Here is a 25,346-nt window from a genome sequence, read left to right as displayed (position 1 = left end):
GCTTAAAACGCAAATAACCCATAACGAAAGGATACACATGCGACTCAGCACCCTGCTATTTTTCTCCATGGGGACGGCTGCATTGACGTACGCAGCCGCTGCACAAGCGGAAACCACCCTCACCAGCCCGCAATCTGACCAGACCAGTGTGGCGGTGACGATTTACAATGAAGACCTTGCGCTGGTCAAAGACAGTCGCAAGTTAAAGTTAAGCAACGGCCTGTCTGCCGTTTCTTTCCGTGATGTCAGTGCGCAGATCAAGCCTGAAACTGCCTTATTGCGTAGCTTGCTCCCTAACACCAGCTTGCAGGTGCTGGAGCAGAACTTCGACTTTGACTTGCTCACCCCGCACAAACTGCTGGAAAAATATGTCGGCCAACAAGTCACCGTGATTCGTACCAACCCGACCACAGGTGCCGAAACTGAAGAAACAGCCACCGTACTCTCTGCCCAGGATGGCCCGGTGCTCAAAATAGGTAACCGTATCGAAACCGTGATCCCGGGCCGTATCGCCTATCCTAACGTCCCCGGCATGCTCAAAGACCGTCCAACCCTGACGACGCAGTTGCAATATAAAGGCGGTGAACAGTCCACTCTGGAGCTCAGTTACCTCACAGGTGGCTTGCAGTGGAAAACCGACTATGTCGCTGAGCTCAGCAGCAAAGAGGATGCGATAGACCTGTCTGGCTGGGTCACGCTCACCAATACCAGCGGCACCAGCTATCCCAACGCAAAAGTGCAACTGGTGGCAGGGGATGTCAACCGTGTGCGTGAAGTGATCCACCCCAAAACCATGATGATGCGCGCGGATGCCATGGTCGCCGAAGCCGCCATGCCCACCGAGCAAGCATTACTCGAATATCATTTATACACCCTGCCACGCCCCACGACCATTGCAGAAAACCAAACCAAACAAGTGGCCTTGCTTTCTGCGCAACATATCCCGGCGCATAAAGAACTGGTACTGAATGGCTCGGAGTATTACTTCCAGGGTCAGTATCCCGATATCGATAAAAAACTCAAAGTGCAGGTCTTTGTAGAATTTGATAACAAAGAAAGTAGCCAGTTGGGCATTCCTCTGCCTAAAGGCACCATGCGCGTGTACAAAAAAGATCACGACGGCACGGCACAGTTTGTGGGCGAAGACCAGATCGACCATACACCAAAGAACGACACGGTGCGCCTCAAACTTGGCAATGCCTTTGATGTGACGGCTGACCGTGTGCAAACCGATTTTAAAAACCTGAGCAAGCAAAACCAGCCACCCGTGTATGAAAGCGCTTATACCATCACTTTACACAACGCGAAAAAAGAAGCGGTCACCGTCACCGTGCAAGAGCCGATTGCAGGTAGCTGGAAAATACTAAGCGAATCACAGCCACACCAGAAAACCAGTGCCCACCAGGCCAGCTGGAAAATCAATGTACCTGCCGATGGCGATGCCACGCTGAAATATCGTGTGCAGGTGAAATATTAGCCTGCCACACTCCCGCTCAACATGCTTCAAGGGCGTCAACAAAAGCATTCTTGCAAAAGAATGCTTTTTTGCTGTCTGGCCGTGGGATAATCACGTTGTTTAACTCATTAAGATTGCCATGACTGCTGGAACCCTCTACTTTATTCCCGTCCCCCTCACCGAGGACACCACACCCCAACAAGTCGTACCGCCTGAAGTCATACAACGTATGCACAGCTTGCGTCACTTTATCGTCGAGAACGAAAAAACGGCCCGTCACTTTCTAGGCGCCAGCGGGCACCCAGTGCCTATGCGTGAAATCACGCTCACGGTGCTGACTAAAGATACACCGAATAAAGACCTGCAAAAGTTACTGCAACCTGTGCAACAGGGCATGGATGTTGGCTTGATGAGTGAAGCCGGCTGCCCGGGTATCGCCGATCCGGGGGCCGCGCTCGCCGCCGTCGCTCATCACAAAAGCATACGCGTCTCCCCGCTCATCGGCCCCAGCAGCTTGCTGCTGGCACTGATGGCCAGCGGCTTGAACGGCCAGAGATTTACGTTTTTAGGCTATCTTCCCAGCGATAAAAATGAACGTATCAGAACCATCAAAGGCATTGAGTTTGACTCAAAAAAACAGCAAGCGACCCAGCTGTTTATTGAAACACCCTACCGCAATCAGCATGTATTAGAAGACCTGATTGCTAACCTGCAAGCACAAACAAAATTATGTGTGGCGTGCAATGTGTCAGGCAAAGAAGAATTGATTGTGACAAAAACAGTGGCTGACTGGAAGAAAGCACCCCTGCCAGATTTGCATAAAAAACCGACCGTTTTTTTGCTGCTAGCCTAAGGGATCAAAAACGTACCACCCTCACACCAGAGGCAGCCTCGGGATTGGAGGCTGCCTGCTGCGCCTGATCATAATCACGTTGCGCTTGCAACACCTCATCCATATGCGTCTCAGACCAGTCACGCAATGCGGCTAGCAGGCCCACCAGCGTGTTCCCCAGCGGTGTTATCTTGTACTCCACTCTTGGCGGCACCTCAGGATACACCGTACGCGCAATCAGCCCGTCCCGCTCCAACCCACGCAATGTTTGCGTCAGCATCTTCTGTGAAATTCCGCCAATCTCACGCTGCAAGGTACTAAACCGCTTGGTTTCACTCTCCAGCAACCCCAACACCAGCACTGTCCACTTATCCGCTATCCGGTTCAACATCAAACGTGTCGGGCACGCTGCCTGATACGCATTCCAGCTACTGACAATCTGCAACGGTTGTTCTATCTCTTCCAGCATGGTTTTCCCTCGGTATCCAAGACGTTCAAGTGAGTGACAAGTGCATAAGTTACTTTAAGGTGCCTACTTACTAAAAGTAACCATTGAAATTATGATGCGCAACACCTACAGCACGCAAGCATTTTCAATTCACTTAAGGAAGCCATATGCATCTATTCAAATCGCTGCTTACCACCTTGCTATTCACCACCCTGTTAACCAAAGGAACCCTCACCATGGCACAAGACCAAACGCAACAAAACAAACAACTGCTGGCAGACTTTGCCACTGCCGTCTTTGTGAAAAAAGACCTTAGCCAACTGCCCAACTTCATGCAGCCAGGCTATATTCAACACAACCCGCTCGTGCCACAAGGCCTGACTGGCTTCGAGCAGTTTTTTAGTGCCTGGTTTAAAGCCGTACCAGACTGGCACTATCAACTGGAAAAGCTGGTCGCCGAAGGGGATACCGTTTGGGCGTACGGCGTGTACTCAGGGACGCAAAAAGGCGACTGGTTAGGCATCCCGGCTACAGGCAAGCACTACAGTATTTACGCCGTGGATATTTTCAGGATCGAGAACGGTAAACTGGCCGAGCACTGGGATGTGCTGGATGCTTATGGCTTGTTCAAACAACTAGGCGTTATTCAGTAACTTTCACCGATTAAAAAGGCCTATCCAAGATAGGCCTTTTTTGCACCTACAACAATATCCGCTACCGCACTGCTTAAAGCGATTTAAACTATATGATCCAACCGCGGTATTAATCAATCAGTACATCGCTGTTGAAAAAACGCATGCAACACAATCATTACCGGGAAACGGAACGAATATGCCGCCCAAGTGGGCTATTATTACGGCGGTTTTCATAGCGGATAAAGCAATGGTGATTGTAGAGGCCGTTTAAAAAAGCACTCTTGGACAAGAATTGTTTTTAAGTACTCTCGTGGGATAATCCGGCTTTGCAATCTCCTCTATCTCTTTGGCTGCCATCCTTGATACTTCATTTTATGCGTAAATCTCTGATTGTTAATCTGCTGATCAATTAGTGAGTGCCGGACATGTCAGACCAAGAGCACAGACGCATCGCACATATTGATATGGATGCTTTTTTTGCATCTTGCGAATTGTCACGCTACCCGGAGTTGAAAGGCTTGCCCATGGTGGTGGCCGGTGGCTCCTCACATGTGCCGAGGATCAGAGAAGATGGTACACGCGAATTCTCGCGCTTGCGTGATTACGCAGGGCGCGGCGTGTTGACCACAGCCACCTACGAAGCGCGGGCGCTAGGCTTGAACTCGGCCATGCCCACCATGCAGGCAGCCAAACTCGCGCCCGATGCGGTCTTGCTACCGGTCAACTTCGAACTCTATCGCCATTACTCGCAGTTGTTCAAAGCAGCGATTCGTAGCATCAGCCCGCAGGTGGAGAATATTGGGATCGATGAAGTCTACGCCGATGTTTCAACGCTGCCAGGAGACGCCACCGAGATTGCACAACAGCTGAAATCGGCCGTATTCGCTGCCACCGGCCTGACCTGTTCAGTCGGGATCGCCCCCAATAAACTATTGGCAAAGTTATGCTCTGAAATGCAAAAGCCTGATGGCATCACGGTCATCAGGATGTCAGATGTCCCCAGCCGCATCTGGCCGATGGCGGCAAAAAAGATCAATGGCATTGGTCCCAAAGCCAGTGCAAAACTCGAATCGTTGCAGATTAAGACCATAGGCCAAATCGCAGCTATGAACGAAGCCTGGCTTGTTCAACATTTTGGCAATCGCTATGGCAGGTGGTTATACCGTGTTTCTCGCGGGCAGGACGACAGACCGGTCGTGACAGAAAGCGTTCCGGTCTCCATGAGCAGGGAGACCACTTTCGAACGCAACTTGCATCCGGTGAGAGACAAACCAGCGCTGAGCGAGGCATTTACCCGCTTATGTGAACGTGTCGCCAACGATCTGCAGAAGAAAGGCTATACCTGCTGCAAGGTCGGGATCAAGCTGCGTTTTGAGGACTTTAAAACGGTTACGCGTGACCTCACCTTGTCCACGGCGATCAGCGATGCGAAATCGTTACGGCTTTTTGCTGGAAAATGCCTGAAAAGGATAGATTTAGATAAGAAAATACGATTGTTAGGCGTTAAAGTCAGCGGTCTGCAGCGTGCTGATCGTATAGACCAAACAGATTCAGCGCAATTTACCCTAGACTTTGACGAGTAAGACGCACACGCGTTTAAACTCGGGGCTAGACGGCTACTGCCCCCGCATAAACATCTTGTCCAAATCGGCCAAACTCACCTGAAACCAGGTGGGTCTGCCGTGATTGCACTGCCCGCTTCTTTCAGTCGCTTCCATATCACGCAACAAGGCGTTCATTTCAGTAATGGTCAGTTGCCGGTTAGCACGAACGGCAGCGTGGCAGGCCATGGTACCCAGTACTTCGTTTTGGCGTTCTAGCAGCACGCGGCTGGCGCCATATTCGTGTAAGTCGCGTAATACAGCACGGGCCAGCGCGACGGCATCGGCATCTTGCAGCATGGTGGGGATGGCACGAATGGCAATCGTGGTGGGTGACAAGGTAGCCAACTCAAAGCCCAGTTGCTGTAATGTGTCGCTGCCTTGCAAGGATTGCAGCGTGGCAACTTCAACTTTTTCGGCATAAAAACTGATAGGAATCAGCAACGGCTGAGTTGCGATGGCATGCTCGCTCAGGGCACTTTTCAGGCGCTCGTACATGATGCGCTCATGCGCGGCGTGCATATCGACCACCACCATACCTTGCGCGTTTTGGGCAAGGATATAAATCCCATGCAACTGCCCCAGTGCAAACCCCAACGGGTATTGTTGCGGCAGATCTGGCGTGGGTTGTATCGGCTGATCCAAGGCCGCCACCGTAGCAAATACTTCTAAAGAATTACTTTCAAGGATGGTCGCTTGATCCATCGCGGCCGGTTTTAAGTCGCCGTAGAGTTGACCATAAAACTGCTGCGCCATCTCGCCAGCATTGCTGATATTGGGGGGATAGCTGCCGCCAAAGGCCGGGCGATTGTGCAGTGGCATTTCCACTTGTTCGCGTGGCATGCTAAACACAGAGGCATCCGTGCCTGGGCGGAAGGGATTAAACGGCGCTTGCACAGGCTGACTGGCTTGTATCTCGGCGGATGTTTTGCCAAGGGCCTTGTGCAGGCTATGAAAAATAAAACGATGTACCGCTTGCGATTCGCGGAAGCGGACTTCGGTTTTGGCGGGATGCACGTTGACATCGACCAGGGAGGGATCCAGCTCAAGAAACAGCACAAAGGCCGGATGTTTATCGCCGTGCAACACATCCTGATAGGCTTGCTTGATGGCGTGCGCAATCAGCTTGTCGCGCACAAACCGGCCATTCACAAACACATATTGGCTATCGCGGCTGTGGCGCTGGTAAGTGGGCGAAGCGGTCATCCCCCATAGGCGCAAGCCACCGCTATCCTCTTCTATCCAGAGACTTTGTGCAGCAAATTCGCTCCCTAACACATCTGTGATGCGTTGCTGCGGGGTATTGGCCGCCAAGCGGCTAATGGCTTTGCCATTGTGTTGCAACAAAAAACCGATATTCGGACGCGACAGGGCGACACGGGTAAAGGCATCTTCACAATGACCAAACTCGGTATTTTCGGTTTTGAGAAACTTGCGCCGCGCCGGGGTATTAAAGTACAAATCATGCACCTCAACAATGGTGCCTGCATCCAGTGCGGCCGGGCTCAGCTGTGGCGCTTGCGTGCCTTCTGCGGCGATTTGCCAGGCATGACTGGCGCTTTGCTGACGGCTGGTGAGCATAGTACGCGAGATAGAGGCAATACTGGCCAATGCCTCGCCCCTGAAGCCCAGGCTGCCAACTTGTTCGAGATCTTCAAGGCTCTCAATCTTGCTGGTGGCATGCCGTGTCAGCGCCAGGGCCAATTCATCCTTGGCAATCCCGTGACCATTGTCGGTGACTTTCAACAGCTTGATACCGCCTTGTTGCAAGGCTACCTGAATCTGCGTGCTGCCTGCATCCACACTGTTTTCAAGCAGCTCTTTCAGAGCGGAGGCTGGGCGCTCGACCACCTCACCGGCGGCAATTTGAGAAATCAGTTGATCGGGGAGAAGTTTAATTTGCATCTTGGCATTTTAAACCGTTTGGTAGAATGACTGTATGTTCTCACAAGAATTTCAGGCGTATTTATCTCGCTTTACCCTCGCCCGCCAGCTGGGTCGCCAACATCATTTTTATGTCGGGCCCACCAACTCAGGCAAAACCTATCAGGCACTCGAAACCCTGCGCCAGGCTGAGTCTGGTGTTTATCTCGCGCCGTTACGTCTGCTGGCAATGGAGGTCCGCGACCGGCTGATGCAGGCCGGCGTCCCTTGCAATCTGGTGACTGGCGAAGAACGTGTCATGGTGCCCGGTGCCAGACACACCGCCTCCACCATCGAAATGCTGCGGCCAGACCACGCCGTAGACGTCGCAGTGATTGATGAAATCCAGATGCTGATGGACCCGGACCGTGGCAGTGCATGGACGGCGGCGCTGGTCGGGGTCCCGGCAAAACAAGTATTTATCTGCGGGGCGAACAGTGTCACCAGCAGCTGTACCCGCGTGCTGGATACGCTCAACGAGCCCTACACTCTCACTCATTTACAGCGCATGACACCGTTGCTGATCGAAGAACATAGTATTTGCGGTGCACGCTACCACGCCGCCAAACTACGCAAAGCACTACAAACCGGTGATGCCATCATCGCCTTTAGCCGCAAAGATGTGCTGACACTGGGTGCGCGTATCCGCCAATGGGGGCTGTCTGTCGCCACCATCTATGGCGCCCTCTCGCCTGAAGTCCGCCGCGTCGAGTCTGCGCGTTTTGCCAGCGGCGAGGCACACATCCTGGTCGCCACAGATGCCATAGGCATGGGGCTCAACCTGCCGATTCGCCGCGTGATTTTTGCCAATATCCATAAATTTGACGGCATCGCCTCGCGGCCGCTCAATGCCACCGAAATGCGCCAGATTGCCGGTCGGGCCGGACGCCATGGCTTATATGACACGGGATATGTCACCGTCCTGGAAGACGACGAGCAATGGCATTTACAGGCCATGTTAGACGCCGATGACACGGTGCCACCATTTGCCTTGCCGATTGCGTTTGGTGGCGGGGATATTGAAGCGCTGAGTTTACATATCCCTACCTGGCGACTGGCCGAATGCATGGAGTACCTGCACAAGCAATATGCCAGGTCACCCGGCCAGCATGTCTTGCAGTGGCAAGTGACAAGCCTGCAACACCAGCAAGCCATGCTGATAGACCAAACCGCACCGCAACTCCCCATGCGGGACAAATACCGCTTGATGTGCGCCCCGCTCGCGATCCAGGTGCCGATTGCACGGGACTATTTTTTGCAATGCGTACAAGCCGTCGCTACGCAACAAGCCAGGTCATTGCCGCAAATGCCAGAATGGCTGAATGGCCAACAGGCGCAATATCTGGAGCAGGCTGAACTCATATGCCAGCATTTGAGCTTGTATAGCTGGTTATCGTATCAATATCCACGCATCTTTGTGGATAGCGCATTGATTGATGATGCCAGGAAAAAGCTCAATGGTTTTATTGGTCGGGCGTTGAGAGTTCAGGCGGGCTATGGCAAGACGCAAAGGGAAGCAGAATTAGGGCAATACTTTTAATAGCACTTCTACCAAGAACGCTTACAGCGTCCTTTTCGCCTGTAGGCAAAAATAAGCCCAATCATCGAATGACTTTTGAACCAAATCAATAACACTTATTTTTTAGCGAAGGAAGGATTGGTCGCAATATAAGACTTCACGCCAGACAAAATCGCATTGACCAACTTATCCTGATAAGCATCATCATTCAACCTGGCTTCTTCTTCAGGATTGCTGATAAACGCCGTCTCGACCAGAATCGAAGGGATATCCGGTGATTTAAGCACCGCAAACGCCGCTTGTTCAACATACTTGGAATGGAGCGTATTGATTTTAGCGATGCGGCCCAGCACGGCTTTACCCATGCGGATACTGTCGTGAATAGTGGCCGTTTGCGATAAATCGAGTAAGGTTCTTGCCAGGTCCATATCGCGGGTATCAATCGCCACACCACCAATCAAGTCTACCGCATTTTCCTTTTTCGCCAGGTAGCGGGCGCCGGCACTGGTGGCGCCACGCTCAGACAGGGCAAACACAGAAGACCCTTTGGCGGTGCTGTTCACAAACGAGTCGGCATGGATGGAAATAAACAAGTCGGCCTTGGCCGCCCGTGCTTTTTTGACACGGTCCCCCAGTGGCACGAAATAATCGCCATCGCGGATCAGGATCGCTTGCATGTTTTCTTCGGCATCGATCTGTTGCTTGAGCTTGCGCGCAATGGCCAGAGTAATGTTCTTTTCGTGGCTGCCATTGGAACCGCGTGCACCAGGATCTTCACCGCCGTGACCGGCGTCGACAGCAATTGTAATGAGTTTTTGGCCAGGTTTTGCCTGTTTGAGTGGTTTTTCAACCGGCTTGTCGGCCACTTTGTCCACCGGTTTTTCGGCAGATTTTTCCACCGTTGCATTGGCATTGTCTGGTGTGGGCTCGGCTGCTTTTTCAGCAGGTTTGTCGTCTTGACGTGGCACTTCTTGCAATTGCCGGGAAGGTGTCAGTACCGGGCTCGCCATGGCTGACTCGACAGTACCACTCGCAGGGCCTATGCTGATGGCCAAGCGCTGTTGCGAGCTGCCCGCATTCATATCGGTGACCTGCGGTTTGATATCAGATTTGATGTCAAAAACGATACGCGCCGTTTTCTCGGTAAACGGCGCAATGCGGATTTTAGACAGGTAAGGATGTTGGGCATCCAACTGCAGCGCGAGCGCTTTCAGGGTCGGGCTGATGGCAACACCGTCCATATCAATCACCACGCGAAATGGATTATCCAGCGTGAAGACACGGTATTTGACTTGCTGGTCGAGCAAAAGCTCGACATGTGCCTGACCGCCTTGCTGCTGCAAATTGGCCAGGATGACTTCAGCGGCATGTGCGGCCTGACTCAGGATGAAGAACAGGACTGGCAATAGCCAGCCCAGGCAATGCTTACGATTTACTGGCATAGTGTTTCCAAGGCCAGCGCCTGCTGACTTGTGATGTGCAGCACGCGGCCGTGCGGCAGGATATCAAAGCGAATCTCGATGTCTGCGACAGGCAATAGCTCGGCTGCACGCTCAGGCCACTCGACCATGCAAACACTGGCAGGGTTGAAATAATCGCGGAAGCCGGCAGCTTCCCACTCTTCTGCATCCTGAAAGCGGTAAAGATCAAAGTGATAGCACGTGGCGAATGGCAGCATATAGGGTTCCACCAGCGTATAGGTGGGGCTTTTCACTTTGCCGACATGCCCCAAGGCATGCAGCATGCCGCGCACCAGCGTGGTTTTACCGGCCCCCAGATCACCGTGCAGGTAAATGACCTGCCCAGGCTGCAATTGCTTTGCCAGCACGCTTGCGGCATGCACGGTCGCTGCTTCGTCTTTTAAAATCTGTGTAGAATACGTTTCTGTCATGTCACATCAATCACATCCCGTCCCGATTCAACTGCCTGATGTTCATGTCGCTGCGCAAATGGCAGCGACCATCAAGGGCTGGGCGCGAGAACTGGGGTTTGGCAATATCGGCATTACCGATACCGACTTGTCTGCCGCAGAGCCTGAATTTTTAAAGTGGCTGGACAAACAATACCACGGCGACATGGATTATATGGCAAAACATGGGACCAAGCGAACCCGTCCGGCAGAATTGGTGCCTGGCACCTTGCGCGTGATCTCGGTCAACCTCAATTATTTACCCGCAGATGCAGCCGACGGCTGGCAGGTGCTGGAGAGCCCTGAGCAGGCTTATGTCGCCCGCTATGCCATGGGACGCGATTACCATAAAGTGATGCGGCAAAAATTGCAGCAATTGTGTACCCGCATCACCGAGACCTTTGGCAGTTTTGAATACCGTGTATTTGCCGACAGTGCGCCGGTGATGGAGGTAGCACTGGCCACCAAAGCGGGGGTGGGCTGGCGCGGCAAACATACGCTGCTACTCAATCGCCAGCAGGGATCATGGTTTTTCCTGGGGGAAATTTATACCAACCTGCCTTTGCCGGTGGACCCGCCCACCTCAGCACATTGTGGCAGTTGCACTGCGTGTATTGATGTCTGCCCGACCGCTGCCATCGTTGCACCTTACGAACTAGACGCTCGCCGCTGTATCTCTTACCTGACCATAGAACATCAAGGCAGCATTCCCGAGGAGTTAAGGCCACTGATGGGCAACCGGGTGTATGGCTGTGACGATTGCCAGCTCACCTGCCCGTGGAACAAATTTGCTGTCAGGACCTCAGAGCCCGACTTTGCGGTACGGCATGGACTGGACAGCTTGAGCCTGGTGACCTGTTTTGGCTGGACCGAAGCTCAGTTTCAGCAAAAAATGGCGGGGAGCGCGATCTACCGCATAGGCTACACGCAGTGGTTGCGCAATATTGCCGTCGGCTTGGGTAATGCGCCGACGTCGATGGCGGTGATTGCAGCACTGAATTCACGGGCACAGGATGAAAATGCCTTGGTGCGGGAGCATGTGGCCTGGGCACTGGCGCAACACCAGGCGCACGCGCATGAAGGGTTATGCTGAACGGGTGGTGGACTCGGCCAGCAAGGCGGCACCCAACATGCCCGCAATATCGCCAGAACGAGATAGATGAACCACGACCTGGCCTCTGAGTACCGGGATCAAATCTGCCTCCAGCCGTTGATAAAACGCCTCAGACATCAGCGACCATGCGGCAACCACGCCACCGCCAATCAAAACGGTGCCGACATCAACCACCTTGAGTACACTCGCCAGCATTTGCGCCAGTTTGCGACCAGCATCCGCGTAGACTGCGCGCGCATGTTCATCGCCCTGCTCCGCAGCCAGCGCAATCTCCAAAGCACTCCTTGTCTGGCCAGTCAACTCGGCATAGCCTTTGCTGATGCCGGTGGCAGAAGCATATTGCTCGACGCAACCTCGGTTACCACAGCCACACAAGCGGCCTTGATGCTCGACAATAATATGCCCGGCCTCTAGCGCATAACCATGCTGCCCGGCCCAAACATAACCATTCACGACCAATCCGGCACCCACTCCGGTGCCCAGGCCCAGATACAGCAAGCCACCAGCAGGCTGACCAAGCAGGCTAAATTCCCCAAAGGCTGCAGCATTGGCATCGTTCTCGACCCGGATATTGAAACCAAGCCGGGCACCCAGATCGTGGCCCAGATTCACGTTTAACAAGCCCGGTAAATTGGGCGATTGCGCCAGGATGCCCGTGTGCGGATCAATAAAGCCGGGAAAACCAATGCCGATACTCTGAATCGTCGGATATTTTTCAAGCAAGGGCTGGATGGCTTCTGCCGTAACCGCAATAATCTTTTGCCAGGCCTGTGCTGGCGAGTGCTGCTTGCAAATGGCAGAATAGTTTGCCTCAAAACGCGTTTCTTCAATCAGGCGCAGATCAGAAAACACACCTAAACGCAGATTGGTCCCGCCCACATCCAGACCCAAACGATAAACCGGAGTCACATCACGCATGGAAGCGGCCACTTTCTTCAACACTGTGTCTAAAAGACAATAACTTCTCTTCACTCAGTTGCGACCATTGCATGCGCCAACACCAGTTACCTTCTATAGTGCCTGGCGTGTTCATGCGCGCCTGGCTATCCAGCGCGAGAATGTCTTGCATGGGGATAATTGCCAGCTTGGCCTGGCTCTCCAGGGTCAGTTTAATCAGGGCTGCGGGCATTTGCGGAGGATGTTGATTCAGGTAATCATGTAAATGATTACGCACATGCTCTGGCGCGGTAAGGTACCAGCCCAGGGTGGTATCGTTATCATGCGTGCCGGTATAAGCGACGCTGTTTTGTTCTATGTTTTCTGGCAAGTAAGGATTATCCTCACCGCCACCAAACGCAAACTGTAAAATTTTCATGCCAGGCAAGTCGAATCCATGGCGCAAGGCATCCACCTCTGCGGTGATAATGCCCAAGTCCTCAGCCACCAGACTCAGCTCTGGGAAGGTCTCGGTGATGGCGTTTAACAGCGCTTCACCTGGCGCCTCTTGCCAAGTCCCGTTAATGGCAGTGGGCTCTTCTGCGGGGATTTCCCAAGCGGCCTGCAAGCCCCTGAAGTGATCAATCCGTAGCATATCAAACAGCTGTGCCTGCGTATCGATACGCCCCAGCCACCATGAAAACCCATCTTTTTGCATGGCCAGCCAGTCGTAATGCGGATTCCCCCAGCGTTGTCCGGTTTCAGAGAAATAGTCTGGCGGCACACCCGCTACGACGGTCATGTTGAGGGTGTCATCCAGCTTGAACCATGCAGGATGCGCCCAGACATCGGCACTGTCGTAAGCGACAAAAATCGGGATATCGCCAAACAAGCGAATGCCGCGCTGGTTGGCGTAACGCTTGAGCTGCGCCCATTGCTGAAAAAACACATACTGCGTAAATTTAATCAGCGTCAACGGCTCCTGGTGCGTGACCCGATAAGCTTGCAAGGCTTGTGGATCATGCTTGCGGTAAGCTTGTGGCCATTGCTGCCAGCTTTGATTATGGTGCTGCTCACGCAAGCAGCCAAACAAGGCAAAATCTTCCAGCCAGTATTGCTGCGTCTGACAGAATCTCGCAAACCCGGACCACGACAGACCATGGCCTTCACCATGTGTGGGGGCGCTGCCGGACTGCACGCGCGCCATGACTTTGGCCATCAATGCAGGCAAACTCAGCGTCAGCTCATTGGGCAGACACCAGCCATCAAGCTGCAATTGCTGCCCGCTGATCATGCCGCTATGTCCTGCATGCGCGGAGACACTTTGATAGGGCGACTGGTCTCCATGTGGCTGGTTGACCGGCAAGGTCTGCCACACCGATACGCCCATTTTGACCAGGGTGTCTACAAAACGATAGGCCTCTGGGCCAAGATTGCCCTCAGGCAATGAAGTGATGTGCATCAGCACACCCGCTTGTCTATGTTGCGTCATGGATTGGCATTCAAATCAGTTGAAAGAATCAGGCGTTGCCCCGGCGCATGGTGCCTGCATTTTCGGCATCGCCACCGCCCAGACTGATGGGTTGTAACAAATGTGCAGGGGCTGTCAGGCCAAGTAATTTGTACAGATTACTCAAATTACGGCGATAGAGCTGGTCAAAACTTTGTACACTTTGGGCGCTGTTGTAATCGCCAAACCACCAGAACCAGTCCGAGCCTTCGCACAAGGCCAATTGCTGCTGGCATTTTTGTTTCTGTTCGGCTGAAAGTTGGTGTATCTGTTGATCATAATGCCGCTTGGCTTCGCACAACAGATCCCAGGCACGGTTTTTGGCCGGTTCCCCAATCCAGGTACTAAAGGTGCCATAGACCCAACTCCCGGCGCAAATATCATCCAGCAAGCGTGGCGCTGGCAATGTGTGTTTCTGCTGCAAGGCGAGAATATCGCTAAAAGTCGTCATCTGGATATCCGGATGCTGCGCCAGCGCCTGATAGAGCTCGTGCAAGAAATAATAACCGTTGTATGGATAGTATTCCCAGGCATTCTCGCCATCCAGAATCACGCTAACCACCGGCGTCTCTTCACTGTTGGCCAGGATATGCTCCAGCGACTGAATAAAGTCATGCACCGCTTCGCTTGCGTATTGCTTGGAATACTCAAAGCCGATTTTGTCAGACAGATGATCGTCACGGAAAAAGCACACAATATCCTGCTGACCATTGGTGATTTTATAAGGCTGATACAGGTATTGCGATGGCGTGTCGTGCGGCAGACCGAGTTTACGCAAGCTGTTAGCCAGCACACCCTGGCCAGTGGCCGCCCAGGCCACGCCCTGCTCTGCCAGCAACGATAGTGCAGGATGTGAGACCGCGCCTTCAGCAGGCCACATGCCATTGGCGGGCTGACCAAATATTTTTTCATGATAGCGCTGTGCCGCCTGCACATGAGCAATCGCACGCGGATAACCGTCTGGATAGGTGGCTGACTGCGGCAACGGCGCATCGGGCATGGCGTCACGCGCACTTTCCAAATCAATGAGCAATGGCAAGATGGGATGGTAGTAAGGCGTGGTGGTCATTTCAATGCGGCCTTTTTTCAGCAAGGCCTGATAGCGCGGCAAAATGCCTTGCAAGGTCTCGCTGATCACGTCTAATAGCGCTTGCCTGTCTTCCAGGGTAAACAGCACGCCTTTTTGCATCAGGGTTTGCACAGTTTTGTTTTTGCGGCGCAAGCTCTCCCCCGTCCATGCCAGGTGATACCAGACCAGCAAGTCCGCTTTATATTGTGCCGAGAGATAATGAAACTGGCCGTTTTGCATGATAGGCGCCACCAGTTCATATAGCTTGAGCAAGCGCTGATAATGCGGAAAAGGACTCAACATTTTTTCATGGTGTGCCTTGAAACAGCTGTCCACAATCAGGCGACACTCTTCATCCGTGATGTTTTCCAGATTGGGATTTGCCAGCAAACGCAGTAATGGGTCGCGCCACTGTCCGGACCGTGACTGCTCAGCATAATCTTCGAGCTGCTCCACCAGAATAGGTACAAAATTGAACGTTACCCTGGCGCTTGGATTTTGCTCCAGGTGAAAGGCCATATCACTGTAATCCTTGAGCGCATGCAAATACGTCCATGGCAGCACAAACTCGCCTGTCACCAGATCACGGTAATCCGGTTGGTGCATGTGCCAATATAAATTTAAGAGCAATTTTTTATCGGACATCCTTCAACCTCTTTCACTCACTCAATGACTTTTAAACTACTTCACACGATATAAATCTTGGCCCAGCATGTCGGGTGTGACCAGTACGATGCCTTTTTCAGAGACATGAAAGCGCTTTCTATCTCGCTCCAGATCGACACCGATCTGCATGCCAGCAGGAATCTCGCAGCCGCGGTCTATCACTGCGTTGCGCATGATGACCCCCTCGTTAATTTTGACCTTGGGCAGCACTACAGCGCCATCCAGATCGGAATAATCCGCTACATGCACGCCGGAAAAAAGCACTGAGTTAGACACGCAAGAACCACTGATCAGGCAGCCCCCTGACACCAGCGAGTCTGTCGCCTTGCCCGTACGGCCTTCATCCTTGAATACAAATTTGGCCGGCGGCAGTTGTTCCTGATAAGTCCAGATCGGCCATTCACTGTCATACAGATTGAGCTCTGGAATCACCTTGGTCAGCTCCATATTGGCTTCCCAGTAGGCATCTATGGTTCCCACATCCCGCCAGTAAAAGTTGTTGCCTTGTGCACCGACGCAACTATCGGTAAATCGGTGCGCCTGTACCCGGTATTTTTTGATGATGTAAGGAATAATGTCCTGCCCAAAGTCGTGGTGTGACTTGCGGTCATAAGCATCCCGGATCAATTGTTCGTACAAAAACTTGGCATTGAAGATATAAATACCCATGCTGGCAAAAGCCACCTCGGGATTGTTCGGGCTAGGCTTGGGATGCGCTGGCTTTTCATCAAAGGCGATCACGCGGTCGGTGGCGTCCACCTCTAATACCCCAAACCCTTTGGCGTCTTCGAGCGGCACATTGATGCAGGCAATGGTCATATCGGCATTGCTGCGCGCATGCGTCGCCAGCATTTTGCCGTAGTCCATTTTATAGATATGGTCGCCGGCCAGGACCAGAATATATTCGCCGCCATTCTCTCGCAGCAAATCAATATTCTGATAGACCGCATCAGCCGTGCCTTTGTACCACTCCTCGCCCAGACGCTGCTGGGCAGGAATAATATTGACGTATTCGTTAAATTCCCCACGCAAAAAGCCCCAGCCGCGCTGAACATGCTGAATCAGGCTTTGCGCTTTGTATTGGGTCGCCACATTAATGCGGCGGATGCCAGAGTTAATGCAATTGGACAAGGGGAAGTCGATAATGCGGAATTTGCCACCAAACTGTACAGCAGGTTTGGCCCGCCAGTCGGTGAGGTTTTTTAACCGGCTGCCACGACCACCCGCCAGGATAATGGCAACGGTATTTTTCGTCAGGTTACTGATAAACCGGTCGGAGGGACGTTCTTGCCGCCGGTTGGCTTTACGACGTTCAACAAACTCTGCTACTTGAGACATGATGCTATTCCTGTTTTTCCTGATCCTGGGAACCAGCCTACAGTCATTATTGTCAGCGTTGCGCGTTTCAGCAGAGACGACACAAGGCTTTGCATCTGCAGGTCTGACATCCACAGTCTGCATGATAATTGGGGTAAAGACAACGAAATTCCGGGGGCGAATGACGTAAATCTTAACTTTTTTTGATAGCATGGAATCTGCTTAACCGGATACCGACAGCATGACTGCCAAAGCTTCTCATCAAATTGCCACCGACAATCATCATTTGCAACGGATTTTAGACGCCACCCATCATAATCCCTTTGAATATTTGGGGTCGCATCAGGATGCGAAAACCAAACGCTGGCAGTTGCGTGTGTTCATACCAACGGCAGAACAAGTATGGCTCAACAATGGCAAAAATTGGCAGCCCATGCAGCAGGCGCATGCCGAGGGCTTGTTTATTTACGAGTCAGATAATCCGATTTCAACCCCTGCCCCACTGCAAGTTCAGCCCAAGGGGCAAACTAGTCGTTACGAAACCCTGGATGTCTATGGTTTTGACAGCACCGTGTCTGCCGATGACCTGTATCTGTTTGCTGAAGGTCGTTTTTACCAGGCCTACAATACCCTGGGCGCGGTCCCCATGCAGGTGAATGGGGTGGCGGGCGTCCGGTTTGCTGTCTGGGCGCCCAATGCGTCAAGGGTCAGTGTGGTCGGCAACTTTAACCAGTGGGATGGCCGTATCCATGCCATGCGTGTCATTGGTAGCACCGGCGTTTGGGAGTTATTTATTCCCCACCTGAGCGAACATGATCTATATAAATTCGAAATCCGCAACCGCGAGCATGGCTACGTCATGCTCAAGGCCGATCCCTATGGCAGAGCCTTTGAGCCTAGACCCGGCACGGCCAATCGCATCTGCCATAGCGAGTACACCTGGCAAGATGATGGCTGGTTGCAGCAACGCCAGCAGCATGACTGGCTGCATGCACCCTTTAACTGTTATGAAGTGCATTTAGGCAGTTGGCAACGAGACCCAAACGGCCACTTTATGGGCTATCGCGCCATGGCAGAGGCACTGATTCCACATTTGTTAGAGATGGGCTATACCCATATCGAGCTGTTACCAATTGCCGAACATCCGCTGAATGAATCCTGGGGTTATCAGGTGACGGGCTACTTTGCCCCCACCCAGCGCTATGGCAGTCCGGATGATCTTAAGTATTTTATTGACCGCTGTCATGCCGCCAATATCGGCGTCATTCTGGACTGGGTCCCTGGTCACTTCCCCAAAGATGACTGGGCGCTGGCGCGTTTTGACGGCACGGCGCTGTATGAACATGCCGACCCCCGCCTGGGTGAACATATGGACTGGGGCACCTATATTTTCAATTATGGCCGCAATGAAGTGCGCAGCTTTTTACTCAGCAATGCTTATTACTGGTTGCAAGAGTTTCACATTGACGGCTTGCGTGTGGATGCCGTGGCGTCCATGCTTTACCTGGATTACTCGCGTAAAGATGGAGAATGGTTGCCTAATGTCTATGGCGGACGTGAAAACCTGGACGTGATCGAGTTTCTCAAGCAATTGAACATGATGGTAGGCGAACGCTTCCCCGGCGCATTGACGATAGCCGAGGAGTCAACGGCCTGGCCCGCCGTTTCGCGTCCGGTCTATGCCGGGGGCCTGGGATTCAGCATGAAATGGAATATGGGTTGGATGAATGATGTCCTGACCTACATGCAACTGGATCCGGTCTACCGCCAATACCACCATAATCGCCTGACCTTTGGTCAGATGTACGCTTATTCCGAGAACTTTGTCCTGCCTTTCTCGCACGACGAAGTGGTCCACGGCAAAAAGTCCTTACTCGAAAAAATGCCTGGAGACGATTGGCAAAAATTCGCCAACTTGCGTCTGTTGATGACCTTGCAAATGACCATGCCAGGCAAAAAGCTCAACTTTATGGGCAATGAAATTGCCCAGCGCCGTGAGTGGCGCGTCAACCAAAGCCTGGACTGGCATTTGCTTGAAGACACCGCCGCTGAACATGACATGCATCGCGGCATACAGCGCGTTTGCAAGGACCTCAACTGGCTCTATCGCCAACAAAGCGCACTCCATGCCCATGACTTTGATGCACAGGGCTTTCAATGGATAGACTGCGAAGATGCCGCGCAATCAATATTAAGCTACGTCAGACGCGGCAAAGACCATAGTTTTGTTATAATCCTACTTAATTTCACACCGGTACCGCGCCATCAATACCGTTTGGGCGTACCACAATCGGGTTACTATCAGGAATTGTTTAACAGTGACGCCGCTTGTTATGGTGGCAGCAATGTTGGTAATGGTTCCGGCTGTCCTAGTGACCCCGTGCCATGGATGAACCAGCCAGCCTCCATCAGCCTAAACTTGCCGCCACTTGGGGGTGTCATACTTCAGTTACAATAACTGGTTACACTGACTATATGATGTAGCCTGGCAGTAAAGATTTTTGGCCAGACAAGAAAATTCAGAGATTGCCTTGTCTGGCCCCGTAAATTTAATTGACTTGAAAAACGATAGTAACAACACGACATGGCAAAACTAACCACACATCCGAGCTGGCATGCGCTGAACCAGCATCAAATTGAAATGCGCGATGTTCAAATGCGCGATCTGTTTAACCAAAACCCCAAACGCTTCGAAGAATTCAGTTTAACGGTGGACGACATCCTGCTGGACTACTCCAAGCACCGCATCACTAAAGAAACCCTGTCCCAGTTATTCCAGTTAGCGCGCGACTCAAATATTGAGCAATGGCGCAGCCGCATGTTCAGCGGCGAAAAAATCAACATTACCGAAAAGCGTGCAGTGCTGCACACCGCCCTGCGTAACCGCAGTAATACACCGGTGTATGTGGATGGCAAGGACGTGATGCCAGAAGTGAATGCCGTACTGGCGCAAATGCGGGCCTTTACCGAGCAAGTACGCAACGGCCAATGGACAGGATTTACCGGCAAACGGATTACCGATATCGTAAATATCGGTATTGGTGGCTCAGACCTGGGTCCAGTCATGGCATGTGATGCGTTAAAACCCTACGCCAGCCCCAACTTGAAAGCCCACTTTGTTTCCAACATTGATGGCGCGCACTTGATGCGTGTGCTGGAAGTCTGTGACCCTGAAACCACCCTGTTCATCGTTGCCTCCAAAACCTTTACCACCCAGGAAACCATGACCAACGCGCACTCAGCGCGCCGCTGGTTCCTGCAAGCAGCTAAACAAGACCAACATGTGGCCAAGCATTTTGTCGCGCTGTCCACCAATGCCAAGGCCGTGCAGGCATTCGGCATAGACACCAACAACATGTTTGCTTTCTGGGACTGGGTCGGTGGTCGTTACTCCCTGTGGTCAGCCATCGGTCTGTCCATTGCGCTCTATGTTGGCATGGACAACTTTGAACAGTTGCTGGCAGGCGGTCACGCCATGGATCAGCACTTCTTGTCGGCGCCACTGGAACAGAACATGCCTGTCATCATGGCCTTGCTGGGTGTCTGGTACAACAATTTCTTCCATGTTGATACGCACGCGATTTTGCCTTATGACCAGGGCATGTCTCGCTTTGCGGCCTATCTGCAACAAGCAGACATGGAAAGTAATGGCAAATTTATTTGCCGTGACGGTAGCCGCGTCAGCTACAAAACGGGCCCGGTCATCTGGGGCGAAGCTGGCACCAACGGCCAGCATGCGTTTTACCAGTTGATTCACCAGGGCACACAAATGGTTCCGGCAGACTTTTTGATGCCAGCCAACAGCCATTACAAAGTGGGTAGCCCAGACGATCAGCACCATAAAATCCTGCTGGCTAACTTCCTGGCCCAAACCCAAGCCTTGATGTTGGGCAAAACCCGTGAAGAAGCACGCGCCGAACTGGAAGCACAAGGCATGAGCGGCCAGGCACTGGAAGATCTGCTGCCGCATAAAGTGTTTGAAGGCAACCGCCCAACCACGTCTATCCTGTTTAAACAGCTCACACCCTTTACCTTGGGTAAACTGATTGCGCTTTATGAGCACAAGATTTTTGTGCAAGGCATGATCTGGGACATTAACAGCTATGACCAGTGGGGTGTGGAATATGGTAAGCAGATTGCGAGCCAAATTCTGCCACAGCTGAATACCAACGAGCCGGTAAACAGCTTTGATAGCTCAACCAACGGCTTAATCAATTACGCGAAGAAAATTTCATAGCATATTGATTAATATTAAAAAAGGCCTCTATTGAGGCCTTTTTTTATTGTGCGGTGCTACGTCAAGCACCCTTAAACCAATTGGTTTTTAATGGCGTAATGGGTGATATCCGCATTATGTTTAAGATGCATTTTTTCGAGCAGCCGCGTCCGGTACATGCTGACCGTTTTCACCGACAATGCGAGTTTATCTGCAATCTCACTCACTGACTGCCCGGAAGCAATCATGCGCATGACCTGAAACTCGCGATCTGAAAGGGTTTCGTGCAATGCCACCGCATAATCATTCCCCACCTGCTCGGCCAGAATCTCTGCCACGTTGGGGGTAATGTATTTTTTGCCTTTGGCCAGCGTGTGTATGGCGGTGAGCAATTCTTCTGACGCCGTATGCTTGCACAGGTAGCCAGAAGCGCCGGAACGAATGGAGCGCACGGCATACTGCTCTTCCATGTACATGGAAAGCATCAAGATGTTGAGCGCAGCATTTTCTCGCTTGATGAGCTTTAAGGCTTCTATGCCGGTTTTATCCGGCAACGAAATGTCCAGTAGCATGACATCGGCAGCCACTTCACGTACACATTTAATCGCCTGCGCAACATTCTCCGCCTCACCGACGACATCAATATCCCCACTCGCAAGCAATATTTGCTTGATGCCAGAACGTAAGATGGCATGGTCATCTACTATAATGACTTTTATTTTTTGTATATCCAACCTGATCCCTCTGTTTTGCTGGTTGCACCATGGCTAATCCAGAAACTGCGCTGTTGATTGTAAATCGGATCAGCCATTCTGTCACGACTCTGCGGGCTTGTACGGCGCTTGCACCCGGATACAAGTGCCAGATGCGGCGCTGGAAGATTCAATCTGGCACTCGCCCCCCAGTGCCGCCGCTCTTTCCTGCATACCTCTCAGGCCAAATGCGTTCGATTTGATCTTGTCGGCAGGGGCAATGCCGATGCCATTATCCGTGATGTTCATGAATAACAGCTGATCCTTGAGGCTGAGCTCCACTTCGACCGCATTGGCCTGCGCATATTTGGCGATGTTCGAGAGCGCCTCCTGACAAATCCGGAACAACGCCATGGATTGATCGGGATCACACTCCAAATCATGACAATTGGTGATAAATTTTGCCGAGATGCCTAATTGCTTTTTGAACTGGCTCACCTGCCACTCCAGCGCATCCACCAGCCCCAGATCGAGAATGTTGGGTCGCAAATTGCCAGAAATACGATGTACGGAATCAAACGTCTGGTTGATGATCCCTTGCAACAAATGCGCTTGCTCGAGGTTGACCGGCTCACCGGCCTCAATTTGCTGGATGATGGTCGACAAGCCCAGCTTCATCGCAGTCAGGTTGCCGCCGAGGTCATCATGAATTTCACGCGCAATCGACACGCGCTCCTGCTCTTTGACCTGGTTCAAGTGCGCCGTCAGTGCCTGCAGATCTTGCCTGGCTTGCTCGATCTCCTGTTTTTCATGCTTACTCTGGCTAATATTGAGCATAATGCCATCCCACTGCACCGCGCCCTGCCCCAAGTCTTGCACGGTAGCCCGGATATTGACCCATTTCATGTCTTGCCAGTCGGCAATCCAGATTTGTCCTTCCCAATCCAGGCGCTTGTGTTGCCGGGCGGATTTTTGCAAGTTTTGCTTGAACAGATGGGCGGAAGGTTGATCCATGGCATCAAACAGGGTGTTGGCATCCTTGAGCAATGCTGCGGCCGGGATACCCAGCAAGGCTTCGCAGCCCTCACTCACATAAGTAAAAACCACTTGAGCATCTGCAGTCATATGCATCTGGAACACGAGTCCAGGAATGCTGGAAACAATGGCGGAGAATCTGCGCTCGCTTTCATGCAAGGCATGTTGGACACTATCAATAGGAAAATGGCTGGCTGGCGTAGACACATGGCACCTCAATCAAGATGCCAGCTAGCATATCATGCCAACCCACGGCTGGATATGACAGTCAGTGATCCCGGATAAAACCGCTGTCGATCAACGAAGTGCTGACCAAGCGCACAAGCTAGGGATTGACGGTGCCAACTAGATCAGTTTCAGTCATCACCCGGTTTTTACCGCTTTTTTTGGCCAGGTACATGGCCTGATCTGCGCGCAACAAGATGGCACTGACATCGTCCTCTTTCTGGAACAAGGCGACGCCTGCACTAAAGGTGATGAGCAGCTTTTGGTTATTACCCATGAAGTACTCTTTGGTCAGCGCGCGCTGCAAGCGCGTCATGATAATCACCGCCTCTTGCAAGTCGGTCTTGGGCAAAATGACAACAAACTCTTCGCCGCCCATTCTGGTCACAATATCCGTCGGCCTCACAGCGCGTTTAACCACTGAAGCCAGATGTTTGAGCGCAGCATCCCCGGCGGCATGCCCATGCTGGTCATTGAGCGATTTAAAATTATCGATGTCGAGCAAAGCCACACTAAACGACTCACCGCTACGCTCAAAACGCGCAATCTCGGTCTGGAAGGCATCATCCATACCGCGGCGGTTAAGCACGCCGGTGAGTTGGTCAATCCTGACGACTTCACTCAACTGCTGCAACTCCAGTTGCAATTGATCAATACGATCTTGTGTATCCGTTGCCCTGCGCTGCTGGCTAAGCAAATCATCGCGCGAACGCAGGATATCCGTCTGCATGACAGAAGTATCGCGCATCAACAGATTGACCAGCTCATTAATTTTAATCAAATCATCAGTTTGAGAGAGCTCTTTGGCATAGGTCTCGATTTTGCCGCTGTAGAGCTCGCTGGCTTCTCCCATGTATTTAAGCTTATCAATAAAGGTGCTGATTAAGGTTTTAAACGAATTCCTCGCCTCAATCAGACTGTGCTTGACCAGTCCTTGCTTGTAAATAACTTCTTTGAGGCTTTTTTCGGCTTGTTTAAGCTTGGTTCTATCCAGTGGACCGGTAATAATCGACTGTACAGCATAAACCTGGCCACTCAGCCAGCTATCTTCAGCCACCAGTTCGCCGATATTTTCCAGTAGCAAATGCAACAAGTCGATAATGTCGCCGCGCACGTCATCTTCTTGCGCGCCCATCACCTCGACCCGCATCAATAACGCTTTGAGTGACTTGGCCAAAGCCTCCCACTCTTTCAGCTTTTTGGCGCGCTCGGCAGATTCCTGCAGGGCCACCGCCTCCGCCTGCAAGTCTGGATACCCTTGCAAACGGGGAATCAAGCCCAGGTAAAGGGTTTGCTTCAACAAGGTCTGCAAAATGGTAAAAGCGCCATGGAATTGCTGTACTTCTGAGGGCAAACCTTGCTTGCTGGACATATCCAAGATAGGTTGCGACGTCGAAGCAGTGGACGCCTCAGCCGGATCCGTCAAGGCAATCCCTTCAACCCGGGCTTCAGAAGGCAACCACATATTCGCCATGCCGATCAGCTTGTCGGACAGGCTCTCGTCATCACCAAAATTAATGAGCACGCGTTCCAGCGTCTCACGTTTTCTGGCAGTATCTATGCCGCTGCGCTTGTCGTCCCAGGCTTGCAATAAGACACGAATCGCCTTGGGCCATTTGGTGGAATGACTAAGCTGCTGTTGCATGGCCTCAGTCAGCAATTCCCCCAGTCCTTGCCAGTTATCCTGTTTAAGCACTTTTTCCCAGCGGTTAATCCAGTTGGTTTGTTCCAGCGTGTCATGAGGCAACTGCTTCAGTGCCTTGCGCAGCGCGCTGGCGGCATCCTCCTTTACCGGTTTACCTGCAATCTCATAATAAATCTGCATGTAATTGTCCGGTGTCGGTTCGACACGCCTGACAGCCATTTGCTTGATGGTTTCGCGTGCAACTTCTGAAGCTGTCATGGATGATCCGTTTGCTGCCATCGTTTTCTGCCAAATCACACTAAAATGAATAGGATGCAACTATTATGCAGGGCGATGATTGGAATTTATTGGTGTATAAGAAGGTAAATGATTGTTTATTTCAGAAGCTTTACCTCTGCAGGTGAAATGGGGCACGGCGAAAATAAGGCGGTAAAAAAACGTTTTTGCGTTACAATAGTGTCCGCGGGCCTCCCCGCATTGTAAGATAGCCAACCTGGTCAGGTGCGGAAGCAAGCAGCCACAACTATCAAGCAAGTGCCGGGGGTTGGGCTCGCCCCTTCTCTCCAGCCCTTCTGTTTGTCATGCCAGCGTTGATCTCAATGTTATGGTTTGTGGCAAGCATGAGTCGGCAAATTAGGCTAAAGTACAGGTTTGCCTT

19 protein-coding genes and 1 other RNA gene are annotated in these 25,346 nt (G+C 52.1%); 9 read left to right on the top strand and 11 right to left on the bottom strand.

Features of this window, described 5'->3' with window-relative positions; all coding sequences use genetic code 11:
• The first annotated feature begins 37 nt into the window (after positions 1-37).
• Positions 38-1,477 carry a DUF4139 domain-containing protein gene (locus ACT53C_RS12110; protein ID WP_275355363.1) on the top strand — a complete coding sequence of 480 codons (1,440 nt, stop codon included), beginning with the start codon at positions 38-40 and terminating at the stop codon, positions 1,475-1,477.
• Positions 1,478-1,595: 118 nt separating this feature from the next.
• Positions 1,596-2,309 carry an SAM-dependent methyltransferase gene (locus ACT53C_RS12105; protein WP_476146453.1) on the top strand — a complete coding sequence of 238 codons (714 nt, stop codon included), beginning with the start codon at positions 1,596-1,598 and terminating at the stop codon, positions 2,307-2,309.
• Positions 2,310-2,313: 4 nt separating this feature from the next.
• Here ACT53C_RS12105 and ACT53C_RS12100 read toward each other — a convergent pair whose 3' ends face one another.
• Positions 2,314-2,757, bottom strand: a complete 444-nt coding sequence (locus ACT53C_RS12100) for a winged helix-turn-helix transcriptional regulator (protein WP_476146451.1) — start codon at positions 2,755-2,757, stop codon at positions 2,314-2,316.
• Between the two features lie 146 nt (positions 2,758-2,903).
• On the opposite strand from ACT53C_RS12100, the gene ACT53C_RS12095 reads away from it, so the two are divergent.
• Entirely contained in the window at positions 2,904-3,389 is a 486-nt protein-coding gene (locus ACT53C_RS12095) for an ester cyclase (RefSeq protein ID WP_194747692.1), read from the top strand.
• Positions 3,390-3,796: 407 nt separating this feature from the next.
• Positions 3,797-4,954 carry a DNA polymerase IV gene (gene dinB, locus ACT53C_RS12090; RefSeq protein WP_476146448.1) on the top strand — a complete coding sequence of 386 codons (1,158 nt, stop codon included), beginning with the start codon at positions 3,797-3,799 and terminating at the stop codon, positions 4,952-4,954.
• Between the two features lie 33 nt (positions 4,955-4,987).
• On the opposite strand, the gene mutL is transcribed toward dinB, so the two are convergent.
• Complete coding sequence (gene mutL / locus ACT53C_RS12085) at positions 4,988-6,877, bottom strand: DNA mismatch repair endonuclease MutL (RefSeq protein WP_476146446.1); 1,890 nt, start codon at positions 6,875-6,877, stop codon at positions 4,988-4,990.
• Positions 6,878-6,911: 34 nt separating this feature from the next.
• Between mutL and ACT53C_RS12080 the strand changes: the two genes are divergently transcribed.
• On the top strand, positions 6,912-8,435 hold the full coding sequence (locus ACT53C_RS12080; protein ID WP_476146444.1) for a helicase-related protein: 1,524 nt from the start codon (positions 6,912-6,914) through the stop codon (positions 8,433-8,435).
• Positions 8,436-8,530: 95 nt separating this feature from the next.
• On the opposite strand, the gene ACT53C_RS12075 is transcribed toward ACT53C_RS12080, so the two are convergent.
• Together ACT53C_RS12075 and tsaE are read right to left on the bottom strand one after the other, a co-directional pair.
• Entirely contained in the window at positions 8,531-9,856 is a 1,326-nt protein-coding gene (locus tag ACT53C_RS12075) for an N-acetylmuramoyl-L-alanine amidase (RefSeq protein WP_476146442.1), read from the bottom strand.
• On the bottom strand, positions 9,847-10,305 hold the full coding sequence (tsaE, locus tag ACT53C_RS12070) for a tRNA (adenosine(37)-N6)-threonylcarbamoyltransferase complex ATPase subunit type 1 TsaE (RefSeq protein WP_476146440.1): 459 nt from the start codon (positions 10,303-10,305) through the stop codon (positions 9,847-9,849). The genes ACT53C_RS12075 and tsaE overlap by 10 nt, the downstream gene beginning before the upstream one ends.
• On the opposite strand from tsaE, the gene queG reads away from it, so the two are divergent.
• Complete coding sequence (gene queG, locus ACT53C_RS12065) at positions 10,304-11,416, top strand: tRNA epoxyqueuosine(34) reductase QueG (RefSeq protein ID WP_476146438.1); 1,113 nt, start codon at positions 10,304-10,306, stop codon at positions 11,414-11,416. The genes tsaE and queG overlap by 2 nt on opposite strands.
• Here queG and ACT53C_RS12060 read toward each other — a convergent pair.
• The 4 genes from ACT53C_RS12060 to glgC are packed head-to-tail and all read right to left on the bottom strand — an operon-like array spanning position 11,408 to position 16,896.
• Positions 11,408-12,355, bottom strand: a complete 948-nt coding sequence (locus ACT53C_RS12060) for an ROK family protein (protein ID WP_476146436.1) — start codon at positions 12,353-12,355, stop codon at positions 11,408-11,410. The genes queG and ACT53C_RS12060 overlap by 9 nt on opposite strands.
• Positions 12,348-13,805, bottom strand: coding sequence for a 4-alpha-glucanotransferase (malQ, locus tag ACT53C_RS12055; protein WP_476146434.1), 1,458 nt, complete (start codon positions 13,803-13,805; stop codon positions 12,348-12,350). Before malQ ends, ACT53C_RS12060 begins: the two co-directional genes overlap by 8 nt.
• A gap of 28 nt (positions 13,806-13,833) precedes the next feature.
• Positions 13,834-15,537 (bottom strand): glycoside hydrolase family 57 protein, encoded by a 1,704-nt coding sequence (locus ACT53C_RS12050; protein WP_476146432.1) that lies wholly within the window; start codon positions 15,535-15,537, stop codon positions 13,834-13,836.
• A 36-nt stretch (positions 15,538-15,573) separates the two neighbouring features.
• A complete protein-coding gene (gene glgC / locus ACT53C_RS12045) occupies positions 15,574-16,896 on the bottom strand; it encodes a glucose-1-phosphate adenylyltransferase (RefSeq protein WP_194747711.1) in 1,323 nt (440 codons plus the stop codon).
• A 220-nt stretch (positions 16,897-17,116) separates the two neighbouring features.
• Between glgC and glgB the strand changes: the two genes are divergently transcribed.
• Complete coding sequence (gene glgB, locus ACT53C_RS12040) at positions 17,117-19,333, top strand: 1,4-alpha-glucan branching protein GlgB (RefSeq protein WP_476146430.1); 2,217 nt, start codon at positions 17,117-17,119, stop codon at positions 19,331-19,333.
• A 126-nt stretch (positions 19,334-19,459) separates the two neighbouring features.
• Positions 19,460-21,112 carry a glucose-6-phosphate isomerase gene (pgi, locus tag ACT53C_RS12035; RefSeq protein WP_275355392.1) on the top strand — a complete coding sequence of 551 codons (1,653 nt, stop codon included), beginning with the start codon at positions 19,460-19,462 and terminating at the stop codon, positions 21,110-21,112.
• A 71-nt stretch (positions 21,113-21,183) separates the two neighbouring features.
• Here pgi and ACT53C_RS12030 read toward each other — a convergent pair whose 3' ends face one another.
• The 3 genes from ACT53C_RS12030 to ACT53C_RS12020 form a co-directional block, all read right to left on the bottom strand.
• Complete coding sequence (locus ACT53C_RS12030) at positions 21,184-21,825, bottom strand: response regulator (RefSeq protein WP_275355394.1); 642 nt, start codon at positions 21,823-21,825, stop codon at positions 21,184-21,186.
• Between the two features lie 81 nt (positions 21,826-21,906).
• Entirely contained in the window at positions 21,907-23,025 is a 1,119-nt protein-coding gene (locus ACT53C_RS12025; protein ID WP_476146427.1) for a PAS domain-containing sensor histidine kinase, read from the bottom strand.
• Between the two features lie 118 nt (positions 23,026-23,143).
• Complete coding sequence (locus ACT53C_RS12020; protein ID WP_476146425.1) at positions 23,144-24,946, bottom strand: GGDEF domain-containing protein; 1,803 nt, start codon at positions 24,944-24,946, stop codon at positions 23,144-23,146.
• A gap of 203 nt (positions 24,947-25,149) precedes the next feature.
• On the opposite strand from ACT53C_RS12020, the gene ffs reads away from it, so the two are divergent.
• Positions 25,150-25,246, top strand: an RNA gene (gene ffs, locus ACT53C_RS12015) — signal recognition particle sRNA small type.
• Positions 25,247-25,346: the final 100 nt, after the last annotated feature.

It is taken from the genome of Methylophilus sp. DMC14 (assembly GCF_056314085.1).
This window is presented reverse-complemented; position numbering and strand designations above follow the sequence as displayed.

Excerpts from the sequence above, each read along its gene's own strand:
- queG (WP_476146438.1), top strand. The coding sequence starts at position 10,304 with ATGTCACATCAATCACATCCCGTCCCGATTCAACTGCCTGATGTTCAT.
- ACT53C_RS12075 (WP_476146442.1), bottom strand. The coding sequence starts at position 9,856 with ATGCCAGTAAATCGTAAGCATTGCCTGGGCTGGCTATTGCCAGTCCTG.
- mutL (WP_476146446.1), bottom strand. The coding sequence starts at position 6,877 with ATGCAAATTAAACTTCTCCCCGATCAACTGATTTCTCAAATTGCCGCC.
- ACT53C_RS12050 (WP_476146432.1), bottom strand. The coding sequence starts at position 15,537 with ATGTCCGATAAAAAATTGCTCTTAAATTTATATTGGCACATGCACCAA.
- ACT53C_RS12080 (WP_476146444.1), top strand. The coding sequence starts at position 6,912 with ATGTTCTCACAAGAATTTCAGGCGTATTTATCTCGCTTTACCCTCGCC.
- ACT53C_RS12105 (WP_476146453.1), top strand. The coding sequence starts at position 1,596 with ATGACTGCTGGAACCCTCTACTTTATTCCCGTCCCCCTCACCGAGGAC.
- ACT53C_RS12110 (WP_275355363.1), top strand. The coding sequence starts at position 38 with ATGCGACTCAGCACCCTGCTATTTTTCTCCATGGGGACGGCTGCATTG.
- ACT53C_RS12095 (WP_194747692.1), top strand. The coding sequence starts at position 2,904 with ATGCATCTATTCAAATCGCTGCTTACCACCTTGCTATTCACCACCCTG.
- ACT53C_RS12060 (WP_476146436.1), bottom strand. The coding sequence starts at position 12,355 with ATGCGTGATGTGACTCCGGTTTATCGTTTGGGTCTGGATGTGGGCGGG.
- tsaE (WP_476146440.1), bottom strand. The coding sequence starts at position 10,305 with ATGACAGAAACGTATTCTACACAGATTTTAAAAGACGAAGCAGCGACC.
- pgi (WP_275355392.1), top strand. The coding sequence starts at position 19,460 with ATGGCAAAACTAACCACACATCCGAGCTGGCATGCGCTGAACCAGCAT.
- malQ (WP_476146434.1), bottom strand. The coding sequence starts at position 13,805 with ATGACGCAACATAGACAAGCGGGTGTGCTGATGCACATCACTTCATTG.
- ACT53C_RS12100 (WP_476146451.1), bottom strand. The coding sequence starts at position 2,757 with ATGCTGGAAGAGATAGAACAACCGTTGCAGATTGTCAGTAGCTGGAAT.
- ACT53C_RS12020 (WP_476146425.1), bottom strand. The coding sequence starts at position 24,946 with ATGACAGCTTCAGAAGTTGCACGCGAAACCATCAAGCAAATGGCTGTC.
- dinB (WP_476146448.1), top strand. The coding sequence starts at position 3,797 with ATGTCAGACCAAGAGCACAGACGCATCGCACATATTGATATGGATGCT.
- glgB (WP_476146430.1), top strand. The coding sequence starts at position 17,117 with ATGACTGCCAAAGCTTCTCATCAAATTGCCACCGACAATCATCATTTG.
- glgC (WP_194747711.1), bottom strand. The coding sequence starts at position 16,896 with ATGTCTCAAGTAGCAGAGTTTGTTGAACGTCGTAAAGCCAACCGGCGG.